This is a genomic window from Rhodococcus sp. B50, from assembly GCF_013602415.1.
Classification (GTDB): domain Bacteria; phylum Actinomycetota; class Actinomycetes; order Mycobacteriales; family Mycobacteriaceae; genus Rhodococcus.
Window position 1 is genome coordinate 460,459 of the sequence record NZ_WPAG02000002.1, and the last position, 18,938, is coordinate 479,396.

Below are 18,938 nucleotides of genomic sequence, written 5' to 3' on the forward strand. Positions count from 1 at the left end.
CGCCGGCGACGAGCCGCTTAGCGACCGGACGTGGTGATCGGCGGGGTGAGCCACATCGATGCGAGGTCGTCCGCGGTCACCACGGTCCCGAAGTTCTGCGCGACCACCGAGACCGACGCGGCGTGTGCTGTGGGGCTGTAGGACGCGGCGCAGTCCTCGACGAGCGAGACCCAGTACTCGTGGAACAGGCCGCTGCGCAGGCTCGATTCGACGCAGATCTCGGTGGCGACACCGGTGAACAACAACGATTCGATGCCTCGTGAGCGCAGGACACGGTCGAGGTCGGTGCCGACGAATGCGCTGAAGCGATGTTTGACGATCACCGGTTCTCCCGGTTCCGGCCGGACACCGTAGTAGTCGGCTCCGGGGGTTCCGGGTCGGCAGGTCAGACCGGTCCGTGCCGTACCGGGGCCGGTTCCGACGCGGTCCAGCCACTGGGGTGAGTCCGTGGTCTCGTCGTGTTCCGTGCGGACCCACACGACGGGAACGTCCCTGCGGCGGGCGCGGTCGATCAGTTCGGCCAGGCGCGGTGTCATGGCCTCGGCAGCGGAAACGTCGAACCCGCATCCGGCGAGTGCGCCGTCCGGGGAACAGAAGTCGTTCTGCATGTCGATCACGACCAGGGCACAGCGCCGGGGGTCGTAACGGAAGCCGGATTCGTCCACGGGGATCCTCTCCTCGAAGCTGTTCGGTACGGGTGCGCCGGTCACCAGATCACCACCGCGGCGACGGCGGCGACGAGCAGTCCGCTCACCACCGGGATCGCGAGTCGGCGTACGAGATCGCCGACCGGGACCCGGCAGAAGCCCGCGACCACGATCAGCGACGACCAGATGACGAGGGTGCCGCCGCCGGTCCAGGTCGCGGCGTTCTGCGCCAGTGCGGCAAGCGTCGCGGTGTCCATGCCGGCCTGCGGTGCGAGCGCGGCGGCGATACCGCCGGTGAGCGGCAGGCCGGCCCAGCCGGAGCCGTCCAGGCCGATGAGCATGCCGATGAGGATCATGCTGAACGCAGCGAACAGGCCGTTGTCGGGAATGTAGGTCCGCACGCTCTCGACGGCGTCGAACAGGAATGCCGGTCCGGTTCCGTCCTCGATCCCCAGGATCGATCCGGAGTAGTCGGGGATCCCGAGGTACACGAATCCGGCCACGGGCAGGATGATTCCCATGGCCTTGAATGCATAGACCAGGCCGTCGACGAACTGGGTGGCGCAATGCTCCAGGGCTTCGGTCGGGCGCGTGGTCAGGGTCACGGCGGCCATGAGGACCAGTGCGGTGCCGCCGACGAGCGAGGCGCCGGCACCATCCGACCACGGGACGAGCTCGGTGAAGCGTCCCAGCATCATGTAGACGAGCACCAGACCGAAGGTCGCAGGAACACCGATCGCCCAGGCGCGTGCGCGTGTGGGGTGGGCGAGGACGGGCGTGACCGTCCCGGGCATGTCGACGTCGGCCACGATGCCCACCGACGCGGGTCGGTCGATCTCGGCGGTCGGCAGATCCCCGTTCGGGTGCGGTGCCGGGTGTCCGCGCGTGGGGCCGCCGATCGCCGAATCATCCGCCGGGGGCATGGAATTCGCGGAGGTGCGGGCGATCTCTTTGCGGATGGTGAGGAACCAGGCGAGTGCGGCCGCGGTCAGGCCCACGATGAGGGACAGGACGAGCGCGCGGTCGGCGATGTCGTCGGCCGGCACGCCTGCGCCGCTCGCCGAGATCGACGGTGCGAGGCCGATGACGTAGTCGGATGCGAGGGCCATGCCCTGCCCGGAGATCGCGAGGGCGATCGCGGCGCCGAGCGGCGGCAGTCCGGCCTTGATCGCCGCCGGGAGCAGTACTGCGCCGATGAGCGCGAGAGCGGGTGTGGGCCAGAAGAACAGCGACAGCAGGTAGGTGACGACGAACAGCACGATGTAGGCGACGCGGCCGTTGATCATCCAGCGTCCGAAGGGGCGCACCATGAGTTCGTCGGCGCCGATGGATCGCATTGCCGCGAGCATCGACGTCACGGCGGCGATGACGACGAAGATCTCGAAGAGTGCGCCGCCTGCGGTGAGGGTCGCGCGAAAGACCGCCATGACGGCGGAGGCGACGTTGCCGTCGTAGGCGAGTGCGGTGGCGAAAGTGGCGCCGACGGCCGGGATCAGGACGTTCTTGCGCAACGCCATGGCGACGAGCAGGCCGACCAATCCGAGTAGGAAGACGATGTGTGCGACGGTCACGGGAGACTCCTCGACATGTGAACATGCGGCGGGTGACGACCGTGGACGGACCGAAGGGCGCCGCGACATCGATGGGCGGCACCGCCGTCGTCGGCCGGAACACCGTTGATCTTGAAGATCGGCGACGGGCTCGGCAATCGGCCGACAGACCATTCGTGACGGGAAAGAACTGTGCACAGTGCACAATTCGTGACAGTCGGGTTTCCTCGCAGACGCGGATGTGAACGCGCCGTCACACCGGAGCGTGGAGGACGGCGCCGGGGTGGAGTTCAGCGGCGATCGGCCGTCGCCCCCTGCAGCAACAGCAGGACGCCTTCCGACAGGTCCGGCTCCGTGCCCGTAGACAGGCGGCGCAGCTGCAGACCGGTGATGGTGGCGACCAGCGTCGGGGCGATCGCCTCCGGTGCCGGCACGCCGAGAGCGGAGAGGACGGAGATGGCCAGCACGTCGTAGGCGCGCCAGCACCGCTCGGCGACCCGCCGCAGCTCGTTGTCGCGTCCTGCCTGCACGTACAGTTCGAAGGGCGCGATGCGCTCGGCCGTGAAGGTCAGGTCGCGGGCGACCCGCTCGGTGAGCTCCGCCGCTTCGGTCCACGAGAGCGCTCGCGAGCGATACCGGTCGGCGAGTTCGCGCAAGCGCTCGGTCTCCTCGTCGACGAAGAACTCGAGCGCGGCCCGCAGCAGGTCGGCCTGGGTGGGGAAGTGGTAGGTGATCGATCCCAGCGAGACCCCGGCGCGTGCCGCGATGCGCCGGTTCGTCACCCCCGCGACACCGTGGGTGCCGACGAGATGCAGAGTGGCGTGGACGATCCGCGAGCGGGCGTCGTCGCGCGTGGTCACCACCACTGCTCCGGGGTGTGCTCGTGCCAGCGCAGCACCGCCTCCAGTTGCGAGGCGAGGGACACCAGAAGCGGCTCGGAGTTCTCCGGGCCGAGCAGCTGGGCGCCCACCGGCAGACGCTCCTCGGTGAATCCGGCCGGGACGTTGACCGCGGGCCAGCCCAGCACGTTCCACGGCCACGCGTACGGGCACGCGCCCGTGATGACCTTGTCGGTGGCCCAGCCGCCGATTCCGTCGATCGCCGTCACCGGTAGCGGCGGTGTGGCGGTGGTGGGGGCGAGGACGACGTCGAACCGGTCGAAGATCCGGCCGACCCGCCGGTGCAGGCGCGGTTCGGCGGCGCGTGCTGCGCGTAACGGAAATCCGTGCAGTAGGCGGCCGGCACGTGCGTTGGCGCGGGTGCGGACGTCGGGGAGGGACGGATCGGGCAGGCGATGCACCCAGTCCTCGATGCCGGACATGGATCGCGGAAGGAAGTTCAGCCCGAAGAGGATGCCGTAGTCGGGATCGGCGAGGGTCACCTCGTGCCCGAGATCGCGCAGCACGGCGGCGAGCGCGGCGATGCGGGTGCGGACGCGGGCGTCGAGGCGGGTGGGTGTCGCGGTGAACGGAATCTTCAGTGACAGAGCGATGTTCAGCTTGCCCGGATCCCGCCCCACGGCGTCGGAGACGGTGAGCGGCTCACGCCGGTGCCGGTCGCCGGGATGGTTGCCGGACACGACGTCGAGGAGCAGGGCCGCATCGGCGACCGTGCGGGCGAGGGGGCCGTGCGTGGTCAGACCGTTGAAGGACTCGGCGTCGGGCCACATGGAGATACGGCCGCGTTGCGGCTTGATGCCGACGAGATTCGACCACGAGGCGGGGATACGGACCGATCCGGCACCGTCGGATCCCAGCGCGGCCGGCACGAGTCCGGCGGCGACGGCCGCGGCGCTGCCGCCCGACGAACCACCGGGGGTGTGCTCGCGCGACCACGCACTGCGCGTGTGCCCGAAGGCGTCGCCGCCGGTGAGCGGCCACTGGCCGAGTTCGGGGGAGTGGGTCTTGCCGACGATCACGGCGCCGGCGGCGCGCAGACGGCACACGACCTCGGCGTCGGTGTCCTTCGGGGTGAAGGTGCCGGCGCAGCCGAACATCGTCGTCTCGCCGACGATGTCGGTGTCGTCCTTGATCGCGATGGGGACCCCGAGCAGGGGCCGGCGTTCGCCGCTCGCGCGGCGCCGGTCGGCCTCGCGGGCCTCGTCGAGTGCGGCGGTGCGGCGCACGACACGGAAAGCGTTGAGGTGCGGCTGCGACTGGTCGATCCGGTCGAGGCTCGCGCGGACGAGCTCCGTGGAGGTGGTCTCGCCGCGGTCGAGCGCTTCGACGGTCGCCGTCAGATCGTGCAGGTCGGTTCGAGCGTCCATTCGTTCCCCCGTTCGTTCGAACGAACAATAACGCGTTCCAGTTCTGGATGTCGAGGCCCTTTGCGGGTCGTCCCGTGTCACCGCGACATGACAGACTCGGGGAGTGAGGCTTTATCGGGACAACGCGGTGGTGCTGCGCCAGCACAAGCTGGGCGAGGCCGACCGCATCGTCACCCTGCTGACGCGCCGGCACGGTCTCGTGCGGGCCGTCGCGAAGGGCGTGCGCCGGACACGCTCGAAGTTCGGCGCACGGCTCGAACCGTTCGCCCACATCGACGTCCAGCTCCACCCCGGCCGCAATCTCGACATCGTCACCCAGGTGCAGACCCTCGACGCCTTCGCCGTGGGCATCGTCGACGACTACTCCCGCTACACCACCGCATGCGCGATCCTCGAGACCGCCGAACGTCTCGCCGGTGAGGAACGCGCGCCCGTACCGCGCCTGCACGCGCTCACGGTCGGAGCTCTCCGGGCGGTGTGCGACCGCACCCGGCCACCCGAACTCGTGCTCGACGCCTACCTGCTGCGGGCGATGACCTACGCGGGGTGGGCACCGGCGATCACCCACTGTGCGCGTTGCGACCGTCCCGGCCCGCACACCGCCTTCCACGTCGCCGCCGGCGGCGCGGTGTGCGTTCACTGCCGTCCCCCGGGGGCGGCCACACCCGCACCGGGGGTGTTCGCGCTGCTCGACGCACTCAACCGTGGGCGTTGGGCCGACACCGACGCGGCCGACGCGGCGGTGCGTCGCCAGGCCAGCGGCCTCGTCGCCGCACACCTGCAATGGCACCTCGAACGGCAACTGCGCTCGCTGCCCCTCGTCGAACGCGGTCGTACCGAACCTGCGATGGACAACCGGGCTGATGACGTCGCCCGGGCCGTCCGGCAGGATGGGGATCGTGATTCGACGACGTACCACGCCCCCATCGTCTGAGCGGGTGATCCGGCCGCCCGACCCGCATCCCTCGGGTGCACGGCCTCCCGTCCTGCAACCCGAGCTGATCCCGCAGCACGTGGCGCTCGTGATGGACGGTAACGGGCGCTGGGCGCAGGAGCGCGGTCTGCCGCGCACCGCCGGACACGAACGCGGCGAAGCCGTGCTGATGGACACGGTGTGCGGTTGCATCGAGATGGGCGTCAAGTGGCTGTCGGCCTACGCCTTCTCCACCGAGAACTGGAAGCGCAGCCCCGACGAGGTCCGATTCCTCATGGGCTTCAACCGCGACGTGATCCGGCGACGCCGCGACGAAATGCACGAGATGGGTGTGCGCGTCCGGTGGGCCGGCCGCCGTCCCCGCCTGTGGCGCAGCGTGATCAAGGAACTCGAGATCGCCGAGGAACTGACGAAGGACAACGACGTCATGACCCTCACGATGTGCGTCAACTACGGCGGTCGTGCCGAGATCGCCGACGCCGCACGAGAAATCGCCCGTCGCGTCGCGGCCGGTGAACTCGATCCCGAACGCATCACCGAGTCGACCATCGCGCGTTTTCTCGACGAGCCCGAGATGCCCGACGTCGATCTGTTCCTGCGGCCCTCTGGCGAGCAGCGCACCTCGAACTTCTTGCTGTGGCAGTCCGCCTACGCCGAACTCGTCTTCCAGGACACGATGTTCCCCGATTTCGACCGGCGCGACCTGTGGGCAGCATGCGTCGAATATGCCTCGCGCGACCGACGATTCGGTGGTGTGAAGTGACCTCGCTGCGCGAACGGATCGCAGTCGCCCTCACGCCCTTCGTCGACGTCCGCAGCCCGTCGTCCACCGCGAACGGCGACGGCTCGTTCGGATTCGACTACGGCGCCGTGCCCTTCGCGCTGCAGGTCGTCACGCTCACCGAAGGACTCGACGTGGTCTCCGTCACCGGAGTGCTCGCGTGGGATCTTCCGCTGGACGACGCCGTGCGCAGTCGCGTCGCGACCGCCGCCGACGTCCTGCAGTTCGGCTCGATCCACCTCGTCGAACGCGACACCGACGCCGACGTCGTACTACGGTACTCGTTCCCCGCGACCGGTCTCGACGACACGGCGCTGACCACCATGCTGCTGCTCGTCCTCGACGGCGCCGCCGACGCGCGCAGTACCGTCGCAGGAATCCCCGACCCGAAGGAGAATTCGTGACCACGACCGACACCGACGTCGAGACCATCGCCGAGGAGATCGTCGCCGACGACGGGTCGCATGCCGTCGCGATCCCCACCGAGGACGACGACACGCTGCGTGCCGCTGTCGTGGAGACGCTTTCGGAAATCCTCGAGGAGGCACCCGAAGCCGACGAGGACGGCGAGATCCCGATCTGGATCGACGACGTGCTCACTTACGCGACCGTCGACGCCGAGAGCGGCTTCGTGCTGCTCACCACCTATCTGGTCGAGGGCATTGCGGGCCGCACCCGGGCGGCGGAGGTTCTCGGCGACCTGCAGGTCGAATTCCCCGAGGTGAAGTTCGTCCTCGACAAGGATCGGGTCACGGTCGAGCTGCGGGTCGCGGCGTCGCCGCTCGTCCCGATCCATCTCGTGCGGGCCGTCGCGGCGCTCGTCCCGGTCGTCGAGCAGGCACGCGCGCTGGCGCAGCGCCTCGGGGGCGAGGCGTCGGTCTTCGACGGTGACCCCGACATCGACGAGGAGGACCTGCTCGTCGACGGCTGCGGATGCGGTGACTGTGACTGCGGCTGACCGCCGCGGTCAGCCCTGTGCGAGCGCGCAGTCCCGGCAGTTTCCGAAGATCTCGACTGTGTGACTGACGTCGACGAAACCGTTCGCCTCGGCCACCTCGTGCGACCAGCGTTCGACCTCCGGGCCGTCCACCTCGACCGTGAAGCCGCAGTGGCGGCACACGAGATGGTGGTGGTGCCCGGAGGAACACCGCCGGAACAGCGACTCGCCGCTGTCGGTGCGCAGAACGTCGACGCTGCCCACCTCGGCGAGCGACTGCAGGGTGCGGTAGACGGTGGTCAGGCCGATACCCTCACCGCGCTTGCGCAGTTCGTCGTGCAGATCCTGGGCGGAGCGGAACTCCTCGGTGTTGTCGAGCAGGTCGACGATGGCGCTGCGTTGACGGGTCGAGCGGACCCCCACGAGAGGTTTGCGGGCGGAGGTCATTGCGATCGTCCTTCCTGGGCGTGAGCGACGGCGTCGACGACGATATGGGCGAGGTGGTCGTCGGCCAGGTGATAGAGCACTTCGCGTCCCGAGCGTTCGCCGCGCACGACGCCGGCGGTCTTGAGTACTCGCAGATGCTGGCTGATGAGCGGTTGGGTGACCCCGAGGGCGCCGACGAGTTCGTGCACGCAACGAGCGGACTCGCGCAGTTCGAGCACGATCGAGATACGGACGGGCGCCGACAGCGCGCGCAGCAGCTCACCGGCCGCGATCAGCGTGTCGTGGGAGACGTGAGACCGGGACGCAAGGGCGTCGGTCCCGCTCGGTCCGCGGGCGCGTTCGCCCGTGCTGCACTCACCTGGATCGGCGTCGATGCTCACGGGGCTCCTCGGGGCGGGGACGGCCGCCGGTCGGCGGGCCTTATTGCAAATCGATTCCATTTTGATATGCATGGTTGTGCATGTCAACCGGCGCGAATTCGAGCTCCGAACGAGGAGCGATAGGCTTACAGATCGACGCATGCTGCGAAAACCCGCATCGAAGATGGAGAAACCGAGTGGCACCCAAATCCAAGATCGATACCGTCGCCAACCTCGCCAAGCGCCGAGGCCTGGTCTATCCCTGCGGTGAGATCTACGGCGGCACCAGGTCGGCCTGGGATTACGGGCCGCTCGGTGTGGAGCTCAAGGACAACATCAAGAAGCAGTGGTGGCGCAACATGGTCACCGGCCGCGAGGACGTCGTCGGCCTCGACTCGTCGGTGATCCTCCCGCGCCAGGTGTGGGTCGCGTCAGGCCACGTCGGCGTCTTCAACGATCCGCTCGTCGAGTGCCTGAGCTGTCACAAGCGCCACCGGCAGGACCACCTGCAGGAGGCCTACGCCGAGAAGAACAAGCTCGACGACCCCGACGCCGTGCCGATGACCGAAATCGTCTGCCCGGACTGCGGCACCAAGGGCCAGTGGACCGAGCCCCGCGACTTCAACATGATGCTCAAGACCTACCTCGGCCCGATCGAGAGCGAGGAAGGCCTGCACTATCTGCGCCCGGAGACGGCGCAGGGTATCTTCGTGAACTTCGCGAACGTGCTCACCACCTCGCGCAAGAAGCCGCCGTTCGGAATCGGCCAGATCGGCAAGAGCTTCCGCAACGAGATCACGCCCGGCAACTTCATCTTCCGCACCCGCGAGTTCGAGCAGATGGAGATGGAGTTCTTCGTCAAGCCCGGCGAGGACGAGCAGTGGCACCAGTACTGGATCGACTACCGGATGAACTGGTACACCGATCTGGGTATCAACAAGGACAACCTGCGCCTGTACGAGCACCCGCTGGAGAAGCTGTCGCACTACTCGAAGCGCACCGTCGACATCGAGTACCGCTTCCACTTCCAGGGCAGCGAGTGGGGTGAGCTCGAGGGTGTCGCCAACCGCACCGACTTCGACCTGTCGACGCACTCGAAGCACTCCGGCACCGACCTGAGCTTCTTCGATCAGGCCACCAACGAGCGCTACACGCCGTACGTCATCGAACCTGCGGCCGGTCTGACCCGCTCGCTCATGGCGTTCCTCGTCGACGCGTACACCGAGGACGAGGCACCCAACGCCAAGGGTGGTGTCGACAAGCGCACCGTGCTGCGCCTCGACCGTCGCCTCGCGCCGGTCAAGGCCGCCGTGCTGCCGCTCAGCCGCAATGCCGACTTGAGCCCGAAGGCCAAGGATCTCGCCGCGAAGCTGCGCCAGAACTGGAACATCGAGTTCGACGACGCCGGCGCGATCGGCCGCCGCTACCGTCGCCAGGACGAGATCGGAACCCCGTTCTGCATCACGGTCGATTTCGACACCCTCGAGGACCAGGCCGTCACGATCCGCGAGCGCGACACCATGGCGCAGGAGCGCGTGAGCCTCGATCAGGTCGAGGGCTACCTCGCGCAGCGCCTGCTCGGCTGCTGATCGCCCGACCGACGCACAGTGCCCTCCGGTCCCGACGGACCGGAGGGCACTGTCGTTTCGCAGGGGCGGGGCGTTTCGTAGCGGTCAGGTCGTGGAGCGACGATCGATGTACTCGACATAGCCTCGGCCGGAGATCTCCTCGCCCCGCCAGGTCGCCGCGTACGCGAAACCGGTGACGAATCCGGTGCCCAGCCCGTAGGTGAACGGGTTGTCCATGGTCGCTTCGAGATCAAGCCACGGGCACCCGGTGGCGTCCTTCACCAGGAACCGGGTCCGTCGCGGCACCGGCATCGGGGTGCCGTAGCCACTCCGGGTGCGCAGGATCGCCGTCGTCATGAAGGGCCGGCCACCGATCGCGTAGCGGCTCAGCAGCATCTGCGTGTCGGCGTCGAGATCGACGATCTGGTAGACGACATGGTCGAGCGGAGCCTTCGCCGCAGGCGGCAGGGGAGTGGACCGCACCGGATACGGACTCGGCATCGCGCCGTACTCGAACGAACACAGGCCCTGCGCGGTGACGCTGTCGCCCTGGTCCGTAGTGCACCCACCCGAATCGGCGTGAGTCGACATGTGGACGCAGGATGTCGTTCTCGGAGAACGGCTTTCCGTCGGACGACGCCGCGGAATCGAACAGGCGGATCGCCGATCCCAGACCGGTACCCAGTGCGCGCGCTGCGATCGGGCGCATGCTCTAGAAGCGTCCGCCGCTCGACCCGCCGAAACCGCCACCCCCGAAACCGCCTCCTCCGAAGCCGCCTCCGCCGAAACCACCGCCGCTCCCGCTGTTGAGCACGCTGTTGATGAGGATGCCGCCGAGTACGGCCCCGGCGATGTTGCCGCCCGACGACCCGCCGCGCGGCGGGCGCTGCTGGTAGTCCCACCGTTGCACGTCGTTCTGGGCGCTGCGCAGCGCCTCTACGGCGAGCGACGCGGCGGTCCGCGCGTACTGGATGGCGGCAGCAGGATCGGCATCCGCGGCCTGTCGCGCGGCCTGCAGGTGCCGCTCGGCTTCCGACAGTCGTGTGCGTGCCTTCGCGCCCACGACCCCGCGACGCGTTCCGATGAAGTCGGCCGCGGCGGTGACCTGCGCCTGCGCCGCGCTCAGATCCTGCTCGAGACGGCGACGCATCTCCTCGGCCTGCTGCTTGGCCTGCCGCGTCCGGGCGCGCAGCTCGTCGAGACGCGCATCGGCTTCCACGACCCGCGTGAAGCTGCCCAGCGGGTCGGTGTGCTGCTCGGCGCGCGCGTGTTCGAGTGCCTCCTGCACGGCCTTCAAAGCGTCGACGAGTTCGGGACCGCCGGCCTCGACGAGCTGCTTCGCATCCGCCACGCCCTGCTCGGCGTCCTCCATCGCCGCCGGGAGTGTCGCGATGGCGCGTCGGATGTCCTCGGCCGCGTGGTCGAGCGCGTCGAGCAGCGTCGCGGCATGACCGAGGGCGCGCTCGGCTTCGCGAATCGCGCGCACGGCGTCGCCTTGCTCGCCGACCGGTCGCGCCACCGCGGTGCGGCCCTGATCGATCGCGTTCTCGGCGAACGCGATCTCCTCTCGGGCCAGCGAGACGTTGTCCACGACCGGCGTCAGAGCGCCGGCGGGGAACTCCGAGTGCAACTGTCCGAGGATCCGTTCCGCCTCCGGGATGCGCGCCTGGAGGGCGATCGCCTGCTGAGTGAGGCCGTCCAGGCGAGCCGGGGCGTCGAGCAGCAGATTGCGCATCTTGTCGAACGCCTCGACCTGGGCTTCGAGTTCGCGGTCGGCCTGCCCGCACGAGGAGATCAGCTGCACGAGCATGTCGCGCTGCTGCTCGGGTGTCTCCGGGATGTCGTCGTCGAGACGCTGACGGATCTCGAACGCGTTCGCCAGCGCACCCTGGGCCTGCCGGTAGGCACGGTCGAAGGGGGCCACCGCCGCGTCCCCGAATTCACCCCGGGCGAGTTCGAGCGCCTCGGCGCTGGAACGGAGCGCGTTGTCGGTCTCGACGAGCAGGGTCTGCGCGTACTGATCGAGGCCTTCGATCGGCAGACCGCGCAGGGCCGTGGTGTCGGCCGGGTCGATCTGCGCGGCCTGGGCGGCGCCGGACTCGGCGCGCTTCTTCTTTGCCCGCCGGTTGTAGGCGTACACACCGGCACCGCCGGCCGCGATCACACCGCCGCCGACGAGCAGCGTCGTCACCGGGGCACTCGACGGCGTGAGCGCGTTGCTCAGGCCGTCGGCCGCGCCCACGGCGGCACCCGCCCAGTCGCCGTTCCGCAGGGCGGGCACGATGTCCGACGAGCTGATCCGGTCGCGCTCGCTCTCGGAGATCTCCGATCCCGGCGGTGTCCACAACGCGAATTCGCGGTCGACGGTCGCGACCGCCAGCAGGGCGGTGTCGGCCCCGAAGTTGCTCGCCTGCGCGGTGGCCTGTGCCCAACTGTCGTAGTCGCGTCCGTCGAAGCTCGACACGTAGGTCACCCACAATTGGAGACCGTGCTCGTCGTAGAGGGTGTTCGTCGCCTCCTGGAGGCGTGCGACGTCGGCGTCGTCGAGCACTCCCGCAGAGTCGGTGATCGGCTGGGGAAGCCGCGAGGGTGGTTCGGCGGAAGCCGCCACCGGCAAGAGCAACCAGGCGGCCACTGCCAGCAGAGCAGGGACGAATGCGAGCGCGGAACGTGCGGGTCGCCGGGACGGTGCGGCCGATACGTGTGCCATGGAATCGAATCTAGTGGCTGTGAGGCGTCGGCGGGGTCGGCGCGTCGTCCGGTCGACGCCTTCTCGTTCGCTGGCAGAATCAGGGGGTGAGCACCGCATCCCGCCGCACCGGCACCACCGCGACGTACACCGGGGACGACCTCGGGGTAGGCGCGCGCATCGCGCGCTGGCTCCGACGACTGATCGTCGGAGTGCTGCTCGCCGCTGTTCTCGTCGTGGGCGGAACGGCGCTGCGGGTCTGGCAGGTCGCGCGGATCGACGACCGCACGCCCGCCGACGCCATCGTCGTCCTCGGCGCGGCCCAGTATTCGGGGACACCCTCGTCGGTGTTCGAGGCCCGCCTCGAACAGGCCCTCAAGCTGTACGAGGCGGGAGTCTCGCCGCGGATCGTCACCGTCGGCGGCAAACAGGAAGGCGACCTGTTCACCGAGGCCGCGGCGGGGAAGAACTATCTCGTCTCGCGCGGCGTGCCGGCGGAATCGATCCTCGCCGTCGAAGAGGGCTCCGACACGCTGCTCAGCGTCGAGGCCGTCAGCCGGGAGATGTCGGATCTCGGACTGTCGTCGGCAGTGTTGGTGAGCGACCCGTGGCACTCGCTGCGCACCCGCACCATGGCTCGCGACGCGGGTCTCGATGCGTGGACCGCTCCCACCCGACAAGGCCCGGCGGTGTTCACCCGCGAGTCGCAGCTGCACGGGATCGCCCGCGAGACCGGCGCGTTGATCTGGTACCAGATCACCCACTTCTCCGCCGATTTCCCGTACACGGCGGAGCAGTGAGGCGGAACGTAGGGTCTTCGGTGACGGAAGGCAGTGTGATGCAGGGCTACAGCGAACACGATCTCGAACGGCGCGTCGCCGAGCCGCGGAAGACCTCGGCGCTCGCCGGCTCGGAAGGCGCGGCGTCCGAACGGACCGCTTTCGCCCGCGACCGCGCCCGCGTGCAGCACTGCGCCGCCCTGCGCCGCCTGGCCGACAAGACACAGGTTGTCGGCCCCCGCGACGGCGACACCCCACGCACCCGCCTCACACATTCGATGGAGGTCGCGCAGATCGGCCGCAGCATCGCCGAAGGGCTCGGCTCCGACCCCGACCTTGTCGACCTCGCCGGACTCGCCCACGACATCGGGCACCCGCCCTACGGGCACAACGGCGAGCGGGCACTCGACGCGGTCGCAGAGTCCTGCGGCGGATTCGAGGGCAACGCGCAGAATTTGCGCATCCTCACCTGCCTCGAACCGAAGGTCCTCTATCCCGAGGGCACGAGCGCCGGCCTCAACCTCACCCGGGCCTCGCTCGACGCGACGCTCAAGTACCCGTGGACGCGTCCGCGTCCAGGCGCGAAGTTCGGTTCGTACGACGACGACGCCGAGGTCCTCCACTGGATCCGCGAGGGCGCACCCGAACGTCGCAAGTGCCTCGAGGCGCAGATCATGGACTGGTCCGACGACGTCGCGTACTCGGTGCACGACCTCGAGGACGGCGTCATCGACGGTCGCATCGACCTGCGGATGCTCGAGGATCCCGACGAGGTCACCGGGCTCATCGAAGTGGGCATGCGCGAGTTCTCGGGTCTCGACCCAGCCGAACTGACCGAGGCTGCCAAACGGTTGTCGTCCATGCCGGTCGTCCGCGCCGTCGGCACCTTCGACGGCACCCTCGCCTGCTCCGTCGCGCTCAAGAAGCTGACCAGCGAGCTGGTAGGCCGCTTCGCCAACGCAGCGATCCTCGGGACTCGGGAGGCGACGGAGGGCCGACGCGTCACCCGGTACGACGCCGACCTCGTGATCCCGCCGATCGTGGCGTCGGAGGTCGCGCTGCTCAAGACGATGGCGCTGCAGTTCGTCATGTCCGACCGCGCCCACCGCACGCGCCAGGAATCGCAGCGCGAACGCATCCATCGCGTCGCCGAGTGGCTGCTGCGCACCGCGCCGGTGGGGCTCGACCCGTTCTTCGTCGCCGCATGGAAGGCGGCGCCCGACGACGCCGCGAAGGTGCGGGTTGTGGTCGACCAGATTGCCTCGTGCACCGAATCGCGCCTCGAGCGGATCGATCGCGACAGCCTCGCCGCGCAGGCGAGCTGGGGCTGACACGGACTTTACACCCGGCGCGGACACATTCTCGGGGTCTGCGGAGGTGTATCTGTCCGCGGGACGCGCCGACCGACTCGGGTCTGCCGGTCGCAGCCGACCGTTGTGCCGGACGGTCGGCGCGGCGGCTTAGACTCGTCACCGTGGCCGGACGTATTTCAGACAGAGACATCGCGGCCATTCGCGACCGCGTGCGCATCGAGGACATCGTCGGCGAGTACGTTGCACTCAAGCGCGGCGGCGCCGACTCGCTCAAGGGCCTGTGCCCCTTCCACGACGAGAAGTCTCCGTCCTTCCACGTGCGGCCCAACCACGGTCACTTCCACTGCTTCGGCTGCGGCGAGGGCGGCGACGTTTACTCGTTCCTGCAGAAGATCGAGCACGTCAGCTTCGTCGAAGCAGTCGAACAGCTCGCCGAGCGTGTCGGCTACACGCTGAACTACGAGGGCGGAGGTCCGTCCGTCCAGCGCGACCGGGGTACCCGCGCGCGGCTGGTCGCGGCGAACGCGGCCGCTCAGCAGTTCTACGCCGAGCAGCTGCGCACTCCCGAGGCGCAGGCCGCTCGCGACTACCTGACCGAACGCAACTTCGATCAGGCTGCCGCAGAGACGTTCGGTTGCGGCTTCGCGCCCGCCGGCTGGGACGCGCTCACCAAGCATCTCCTCGGCCGGGGATTCGAGTTCTCGGAACTCGAGGCCGCGGGGTTGTCGCGGCAGGGACGCCGCGGACCGATCGACCGGTTCCATCGTCGTCTGCTGTGGCCCATCCGCAATCTTGCGGGAGACGTCATCGGTTTCGGTGCCCGCCGCCTGTACGACGACGACCAGATCACCGCGAAGTACATGAACACACCGGAAACGGTGCTGTACAAGAAGTCTCAGGTGCTGTTCGGTCTCGACCTCGCCAAGCGCGAGATCGCCAAGTCGCATCAGGCCGTGATCGTCGAGGGATACACCGACGTCATGGCCATGCATCTGGCCGGTGTGAAGACCGCGGTTGCCGCGTGCGGCACCGCTTTCGGCGACGAGCATCTTGCGCTGCTGCGACGACTCCTCATGGACGACAGCTTCTTCCGTGGCGAGGTCATCTACACCTTCGACGGCGACGACGCCGGTCGTGCGGCGGCGATGAAGGCGTTCGAGGGAGATCAGAAGACCGCGGCGAAGACCTACGTCGCGATCGCACCCAAGGGTATGGACCCGTGCGAGCTGCGGCAGCAGTCGGGCGACGGCGCGGTGCGCGACCTCATCGCCCGCCGCACACCGATGTTCGAGTTCGTCGTGAAATCGATTCTCTCCGAACACGACCTCGACACCGTTGAAGGCCGCGTCGAAGCTCTGCGCCGGTGCGTTCCGGTGGTGGCCCGCATCAAAGACCGCACGATCCGCGACAACTACGCGGTGCAACTCGCGCACTGGACGGGATGGGACGACATCCCCACGGTGCGCCGACGCGTGCAGGAGGAAGCGCGACGGGGAGTTCGTGCACCGGAAGCGAAGACGCGGCCGGCTACGGCCACGGCAGAGCCCGTCTCGGCCCTGCGGCGCCCCCGCTCCAACGATCCGGCGCTGTGGCCGCAACGCGACGCGCTCAAGGCCGCTCTGCAGTATCCGGGCATCGCGGGAACCGTCTTCGACTCCCTGCCGCCGGAAACCTTTACCGATCCCGCTTACGCGGCGGTGCGGCAGGCCGTCGCCGACGCCGGCGGAACGGCCGCCGGCCTCGGGGGAGCCGAATGGGTCGACGCCGTGGGCAGGGCGGCGACAGATCCCGTCGCGCATTCGCTGGTGATGGAACTCGCCGTCGAACCGGTCCCCACCGAAGAGGACCGACTGCCGCGCTACATCGGCGGCGTGCTGGCCCGGCTGCAGGAGGTCTGGGTCGGTGAACAGGTGGCCGAACTGAAGTCCAAATTGCAGCGGATCTCCCCGGCCACCGAGTCCGAGGAGTTCCACGCTCTGCTCGGCGACCTCATGGCGCTCGAACAGTATCGGCGGAGCTTGCTCGACCAGGCTATCGGTGACGGCCTGGCCGGCTGACCACCTACTTCTTCAACTGGTCCCGCGGGATCATGATCGTGGTCGTCTCGTCGATAGGCTTCATCGGTTCGAGTTTGGGCTGAGGGCTGAGCGAGTCGGCGAGTTTCTGGCGACCCACCTCGATCGCCTTCTTCGTGACGGGACTCGCGGCTACCGCCTTGGCCGTCTTGCTGAGCTGTTCGTACCTCGCGCGACCCGCTCGGGTGCCGAGCACGTATCCCGCAGCGACCCCGACCAACAAACCCATCAATGTGCTGTCCTTCCACCTGTGACTGCGTCGCCCCCATCCTGCCCGATGACCCTGCAGCATGCCCACAAGCAGGCGATTTGGTGCTGCGGCGGGTGGGACGCTATGGTTTTTCACGCACCGGGGGAAACCGCGGAGCGCCGCAGGACAATCCCCTGTAGCTCAATTGGCAGAGCATTCGACTGTTAATCGAACGGTTGCTGGTTCGAGTCCAGCCGGGGGAGCGCCCAAGAATCCTCCCACCCGTCACGGGTGGGAGGATTCTGTGCATCCGGAGGTGTACCGATACGGCAGAGCATCTGCTGATGTGATCTCCGTTACTTCACACCCGGCCGAGTGTTGCCCGCTGTGTCCGGGTAGCATTCGATCGCGCCGTGCGACGAGTGCGGCACTGTGCGACGAGTGTCGTCGCGACGGGGCGGTAGCTCAGTCGGTTAGAGCCGCGGACTCATAATCCGCTGGTCGTGGGTTCGAGCCCCACCCGCCCCACTCTCACTACCAGGCACTTCGCCAGATTCCAGCGGTACGAACAGGTTCGGATCGTCCTCAGTGGTCACCGAATGGTCACGCGGGGTTCTGGGTACCAACGATGCAGCGGCCTCCGCTGCCTGAGCACCGACCCCTCCGAGGAGGTGCGAGTAGGTGTCCGACGTGATCGAGATGGACGAGTGGCCGAGGCGCTTCGACACCACCGCGATCGGGACGCCGGCGGCGAGCATCAGCGACGCCTGCCCGTGGCGGAGGTCGTGGAGGCGGATCGGACGCAGTCCTGCGGCCGCGGACAGTCGCGCGAACTCGCTCGAGACGAACGACGGCGGCAGGGGAGTCCCGTCCTCGCGAGCGAACACCAGGCCGTGGTCGCTGTACGCCTCACCCCAGGCCGCGCGCTCGGTGTCCTGCGTGAGCTTCTGGGACAGGAGCACGCCGACCGTGGCCTGGTCGAGGTCGACGACCCGATCCTCACCCGATGCCGTCTTGGGCCGGCCGAACCGGAACTGTCGGTGCTCGCCCTTGCAGTACTGGCACACCACGCCGGCGCCGTCGATCTCGACGAGCTGCTGACGCACGATGATGATTCCGCGCGTGAGGTCGACGTCATCCCAGCGCAGGCCCGCGGCCTCACCGCGCCGCAGTCCCGTCATTGCCATGACCTCAAATAGTGCTCCGAGGCGATCGGTGCCGACGTGATCGAGGAACTTGCCCAGCTCTTCCGGCTCCCACGGCGTGACCTTCGGACGAGGGGCGCGGGGGAGCTCGAGGTTCTCGGCTGCGTTGTGGCCGACGAGGTGCTTTCGCTTCGCCGAGGTGAGGGCCGACCGCAGGGTCGCATGGACGCGGCGGATCGTCGCGGGGCTGAGGGCGGTCGGGTTGCGACGCTGACCCTTGCGGATCTTCTCGTCGGGCTTGGGTTTCGTCGGCGGCTCGGCGATGTCGCGAAGCATCTTCTCCACGTGCGTCGCTCGCAGGTCCCCGAGACGCAGGCGGCCGAGGTGGGGGATCAGGTAGGTGTCGATGTGCTGGCGGTAGGACCGCACAGTGGTCGGGCGGATGCCGGATGCTTCCTTGGTCGCGATCCACTGGTTCAGGTACTCGGCGACCGTGATCCGGTTGTCGTGGGCCACCTGCCCATTCGCCACCGAGGTGAGGTACTTGCTCAGCTCCTCCTGTGCGTCGTCGGAGGTACGGAAGCCGGACTTGCGGACCTGGCGGCGCTTGCCCGTGGCGGGGTCGATACCGAGGTCGGCAACGAATGTCCAGGACCCGTGCGCCTTCTTGCAGGCTTTCCGCCGGCCCTTGGCGTCACGCTCGACGGGGCATTTGCACCGCTTGTAGACCGAGCCCTTCATGCCTCCCCTTCCAACTCAAGGTATCGGATGATGTCTGGCACCTTGTCCTGCACATGAAGGCTGATATCCATGGCTTGTGCGGCGTGGACTTGGATTGATCTGGTCGCCTCAGTGAAGTCCCGCAGTAGGCCCAAGAGGCGCGCGAGATCTTCGCGGACGACATTGCTGTCTGTGTCGGCGGGCTGCAGTTTTTCAAGGTCAAACATCCGTAGGGACGCACCGCTCGGCATCACCACTTCGGTCTGACGGCGTAGGTCGAATAGGTCGTCGATCGTGGTGCCGAGCACTGTTGCAAGGGCCACCACCTCCACTGCAGTGAATGCGCGCTTGCCGGCCTCCGCAGCCGAGACCGCTTGACGACTCCATGGCTTCCCGAGAAGGGGTGCGAGTAAGGCGCCCAGCCCTTCCTGTGTCATCTCACCAATCCCAGGTTGAGCTTTGCGGAGTTCCTGGATCCGCCGGCCAATCACTTCCTCGATCCGCATTGTTCCTTCTGGCGTCGTGTGAGCGAATGTGG

General features: G+C 68.3%; 18 protein-coding genes, 2 tRNA genes and 1 pseudogene. 10 read left to right on the forward strand and 11 right to left on the reverse strand.

The window, feature by feature from the left end:
* Nucleotides 1-17 precede the first annotated feature (17 nt).
* The 4 genes from GON09_RS02435 to GON09_RS02450 all read right to left on the reverse strand — a co-directional run bounded on the left by GON09_RS02435 (nucleotide 18) and on the right by GON09_RS02450 (nucleotide 4,463).
* Nucleotides 18-710: a cysteine hydrolase family protein gene (locus GON09_RS02435; RefSeq protein ID WP_307854287.1), complete on the reverse strand. Its 693-nt coding sequence runs from the start codon at nucleotides 708-710 to the stop codon at nucleotides 18-20.
* Entirely contained in the window at nucleotides 707-2,218 is a 1,512-nt protein-coding gene (locus GON09_RS02440) for a permease (protein WP_213930447.1), read from the reverse strand. Before GON09_RS02440 ends, GON09_RS02435 begins: the two co-directional genes overlap by 4 nt.
* A 269-nt stretch (nucleotides 2,219-2,487) precedes the next feature.
* A complete protein-coding gene (locus GON09_RS02445) occupies nucleotides 2,488-3,063 on the reverse strand; it encodes a TetR/AcrR family transcriptional regulator (RefSeq protein WP_213930448.1) in 576 nt (191 codons plus the stop codon).
* Nucleotides 3,054-4,463, reverse strand: a complete 1,410-nt coding sequence (locus GON09_RS02450; protein WP_213930449.1) for an amidase — start codon at nucleotides 4,461-4,463, stop codon at nucleotides 3,054-3,056. Before GON09_RS02450 ends, GON09_RS02445 begins: the two co-directional genes overlap by 10 nt.
* A 103-nt stretch (nucleotides 4,464-4,566) precedes the next feature.
* On the opposite strand from GON09_RS02450, the gene recO reads away from it, so the two are divergent.
* The 4 genes from recO to GON09_RS02470 are packed head-to-tail and all read left to right on the forward strand — an operon-like array spanning nucleotide 4,567 to nucleotide 7,136.
* Nucleotides 4,567-5,397, forward strand: coding sequence for a DNA repair protein RecO (gene recO, locus GON09_RS02455; protein WP_213930450.1), 831 nt, complete (start codon nucleotides 4,567-4,569; stop codon nucleotides 5,395-5,397).
* A complete protein-coding gene (locus GON09_RS02460) occupies nucleotides 5,354-6,160 on the forward strand; it encodes an isoprenyl transferase (protein ID WP_213934236.1) in 807 nt (268 codons plus the stop codon). Before recO ends, GON09_RS02460 begins: the two co-directional genes overlap by 44 nt.
* Complete coding sequence (locus GON09_RS02465; protein WP_213930451.1) at nucleotides 6,157-6,582, forward strand: hypothetical protein; 426 nt, start codon at nucleotides 6,157-6,159, stop codon at nucleotides 6,580-6,582. The genes GON09_RS02460 and GON09_RS02465 overlap by 4 nt, the downstream gene beginning before the upstream one ends.
* A complete protein-coding gene (locus GON09_RS02470; protein WP_213930452.1) occupies nucleotides 6,579-7,136 on the forward strand; it encodes a T3SS (YopN, CesT) and YbjN peptide-binding chaperone 1 in 558 nt (185 codons plus the stop codon). Before GON09_RS02465 ends, GON09_RS02470 begins: the two co-directional genes overlap by 4 nt.
* 9 nt (nucleotides 7,137-7,145) lie before the next feature.
* Here the strand turns inward: GON09_RS02470 and GON09_RS02475 are convergent, their stop codons facing one another.
* Nucleotides 7,146-7,562: a Fur family transcriptional regulator gene (locus GON09_RS02475; RefSeq protein WP_129976293.1), complete on the reverse strand. Its 417-nt coding sequence runs from the start codon at nucleotides 7,560-7,562 to the stop codon at nucleotides 7,146-7,148.
* A complete protein-coding gene (locus GON09_RS02480) occupies nucleotides 7,559-7,942 on the reverse strand; it encodes an ArsR/SmtB family transcription factor (RefSeq protein ID WP_307854289.1) in 384 nt (127 codons plus the stop codon). Before GON09_RS02480 ends, GON09_RS02475 begins: the two co-directional genes overlap by 4 nt.
* Nucleotides 7,943-8,118: 176 nt before the next feature.
* On the opposite strand from GON09_RS02480, the gene GON09_RS02485 reads away from it, so the two are divergent.
* Complete coding sequence (locus tag GON09_RS02485; RefSeq protein WP_064064166.1) at nucleotides 8,119-9,510, forward strand: glycine--tRNA ligase; 1,392 nt, start codon at nucleotides 8,119-8,121, stop codon at nucleotides 9,508-9,510.
* An 84-nt stretch (nucleotides 9,511-9,594) separates the two neighbouring features.
* On the opposite strand, the gene GON09_RS02490 is transcribed toward GON09_RS02485, so the two are convergent.
* Entirely contained in the window at nucleotides 9,595-10,080 is a 486-nt protein-coding gene (locus GON09_RS02490; protein WP_213930454.1) for a DUF6670 family protein, read from the reverse strand.
* 121 nt (nucleotides 10,081-10,201) lie between these two features.
* Nucleotides 10,202-12,199, reverse strand: a complete 1,998-nt coding sequence (locus GON09_RS02495; protein ID WP_213930455.1) for a TPM domain-containing protein — start codon at nucleotides 12,197-12,199, stop codon at nucleotides 10,202-10,204.
* 86 nt (nucleotides 12,200-12,285) lie between these two features.
* Here GON09_RS02495 and GON09_RS02500 point away from each other — a divergent pair, with 86 nt between their 5' ends.
* The 3 genes from GON09_RS02500 to dnaG all read left to right on the forward strand — a co-directional run bounded on the left by GON09_RS02500 (nucleotide 12,286) and on the right by dnaG (nucleotide 16,327).
* Nucleotides 12,286-12,978 carry a YdcF family protein gene (locus tag GON09_RS02500; RefSeq protein ID WP_213930456.1) on the forward strand — a complete coding sequence of 231 codons (693 nt, stop codon included), beginning with the start codon at nucleotides 12,286-12,288 and terminating at the stop codon, nucleotides 12,976-12,978.
* Between the two features lie 38 nt (nucleotides 12,979-13,016).
* On the forward strand, nucleotides 13,017-14,288 hold the full coding sequence (locus GON09_RS02505; RefSeq protein ID WP_213934237.1) for a deoxyguanosinetriphosphate triphosphohydrolase: 1,272 nt from the start codon (nucleotides 13,017-13,019) through the stop codon (nucleotides 14,286-14,288).
* Between the two features lie 143 nt (nucleotides 14,289-14,431).
* Nucleotides 14,432-16,327: a DNA primase gene (dnaG, locus tag GON09_RS02510; RefSeq protein ID WP_213930457.1), complete on the forward strand. Its 1,896-nt coding sequence runs from the start codon at nucleotides 14,432-14,434 to the stop codon at nucleotides 16,325-16,327.
* Between the two features lie 4 nt (nucleotides 16,328-16,331).
* Here dnaG and GON09_RS02515 read toward each other — a convergent pair whose 3' ends face one another.
* Entirely contained in the window at nucleotides 16,332-16,577 is a 246-nt protein-coding gene (locus tag GON09_RS02515) for a hypothetical protein (RefSeq protein WP_059380852.1), read from the reverse strand.
* A gap of 148 nt (nucleotides 16,578-16,725) precedes the next feature.
* Between GON09_RS02515 and GON09_RS02520 the strand changes: the two genes are divergently transcribed.
* Nucleotides 16,726-16,798 (forward strand) — tRNA-Asn (locus GON09_RS02520).
* 191 nt (nucleotides 16,799-16,989) lie between these two features.
* Nucleotides 16,990-17,063 (forward strand) — tRNA-Ile (locus GON09_RS02525).
* A 200-nt stretch (nucleotides 17,064-17,263) separates the two neighbouring features.
* Here GON09_RS02525 and GON09_RS02530 read toward each other — a convergent pair.
* Nucleotides 17,264-18,421 (reverse strand): annotated as a pseudogene (locus GON09_RS02530) (tyrosine-type recombinase/integrase); the annotation flags it as partial.
* The gene (locus GON09_RS02535; RefSeq protein ID WP_213930458.1) at nucleotides 18,418-18,906 is read right to left on the reverse strand and encodes a hypothetical protein; all 489 of its coding nucleotides are present in this window, start codon (nucleotides 18,904-18,906) and stop codon (nucleotides 18,418-18,420) included. The pseudogene GON09_RS02530 and the gene GON09_RS02535, both read right to left, overlap by 4 nt.
* Nucleotides 18,907-18,938: the final 32 nt, after the last annotated feature.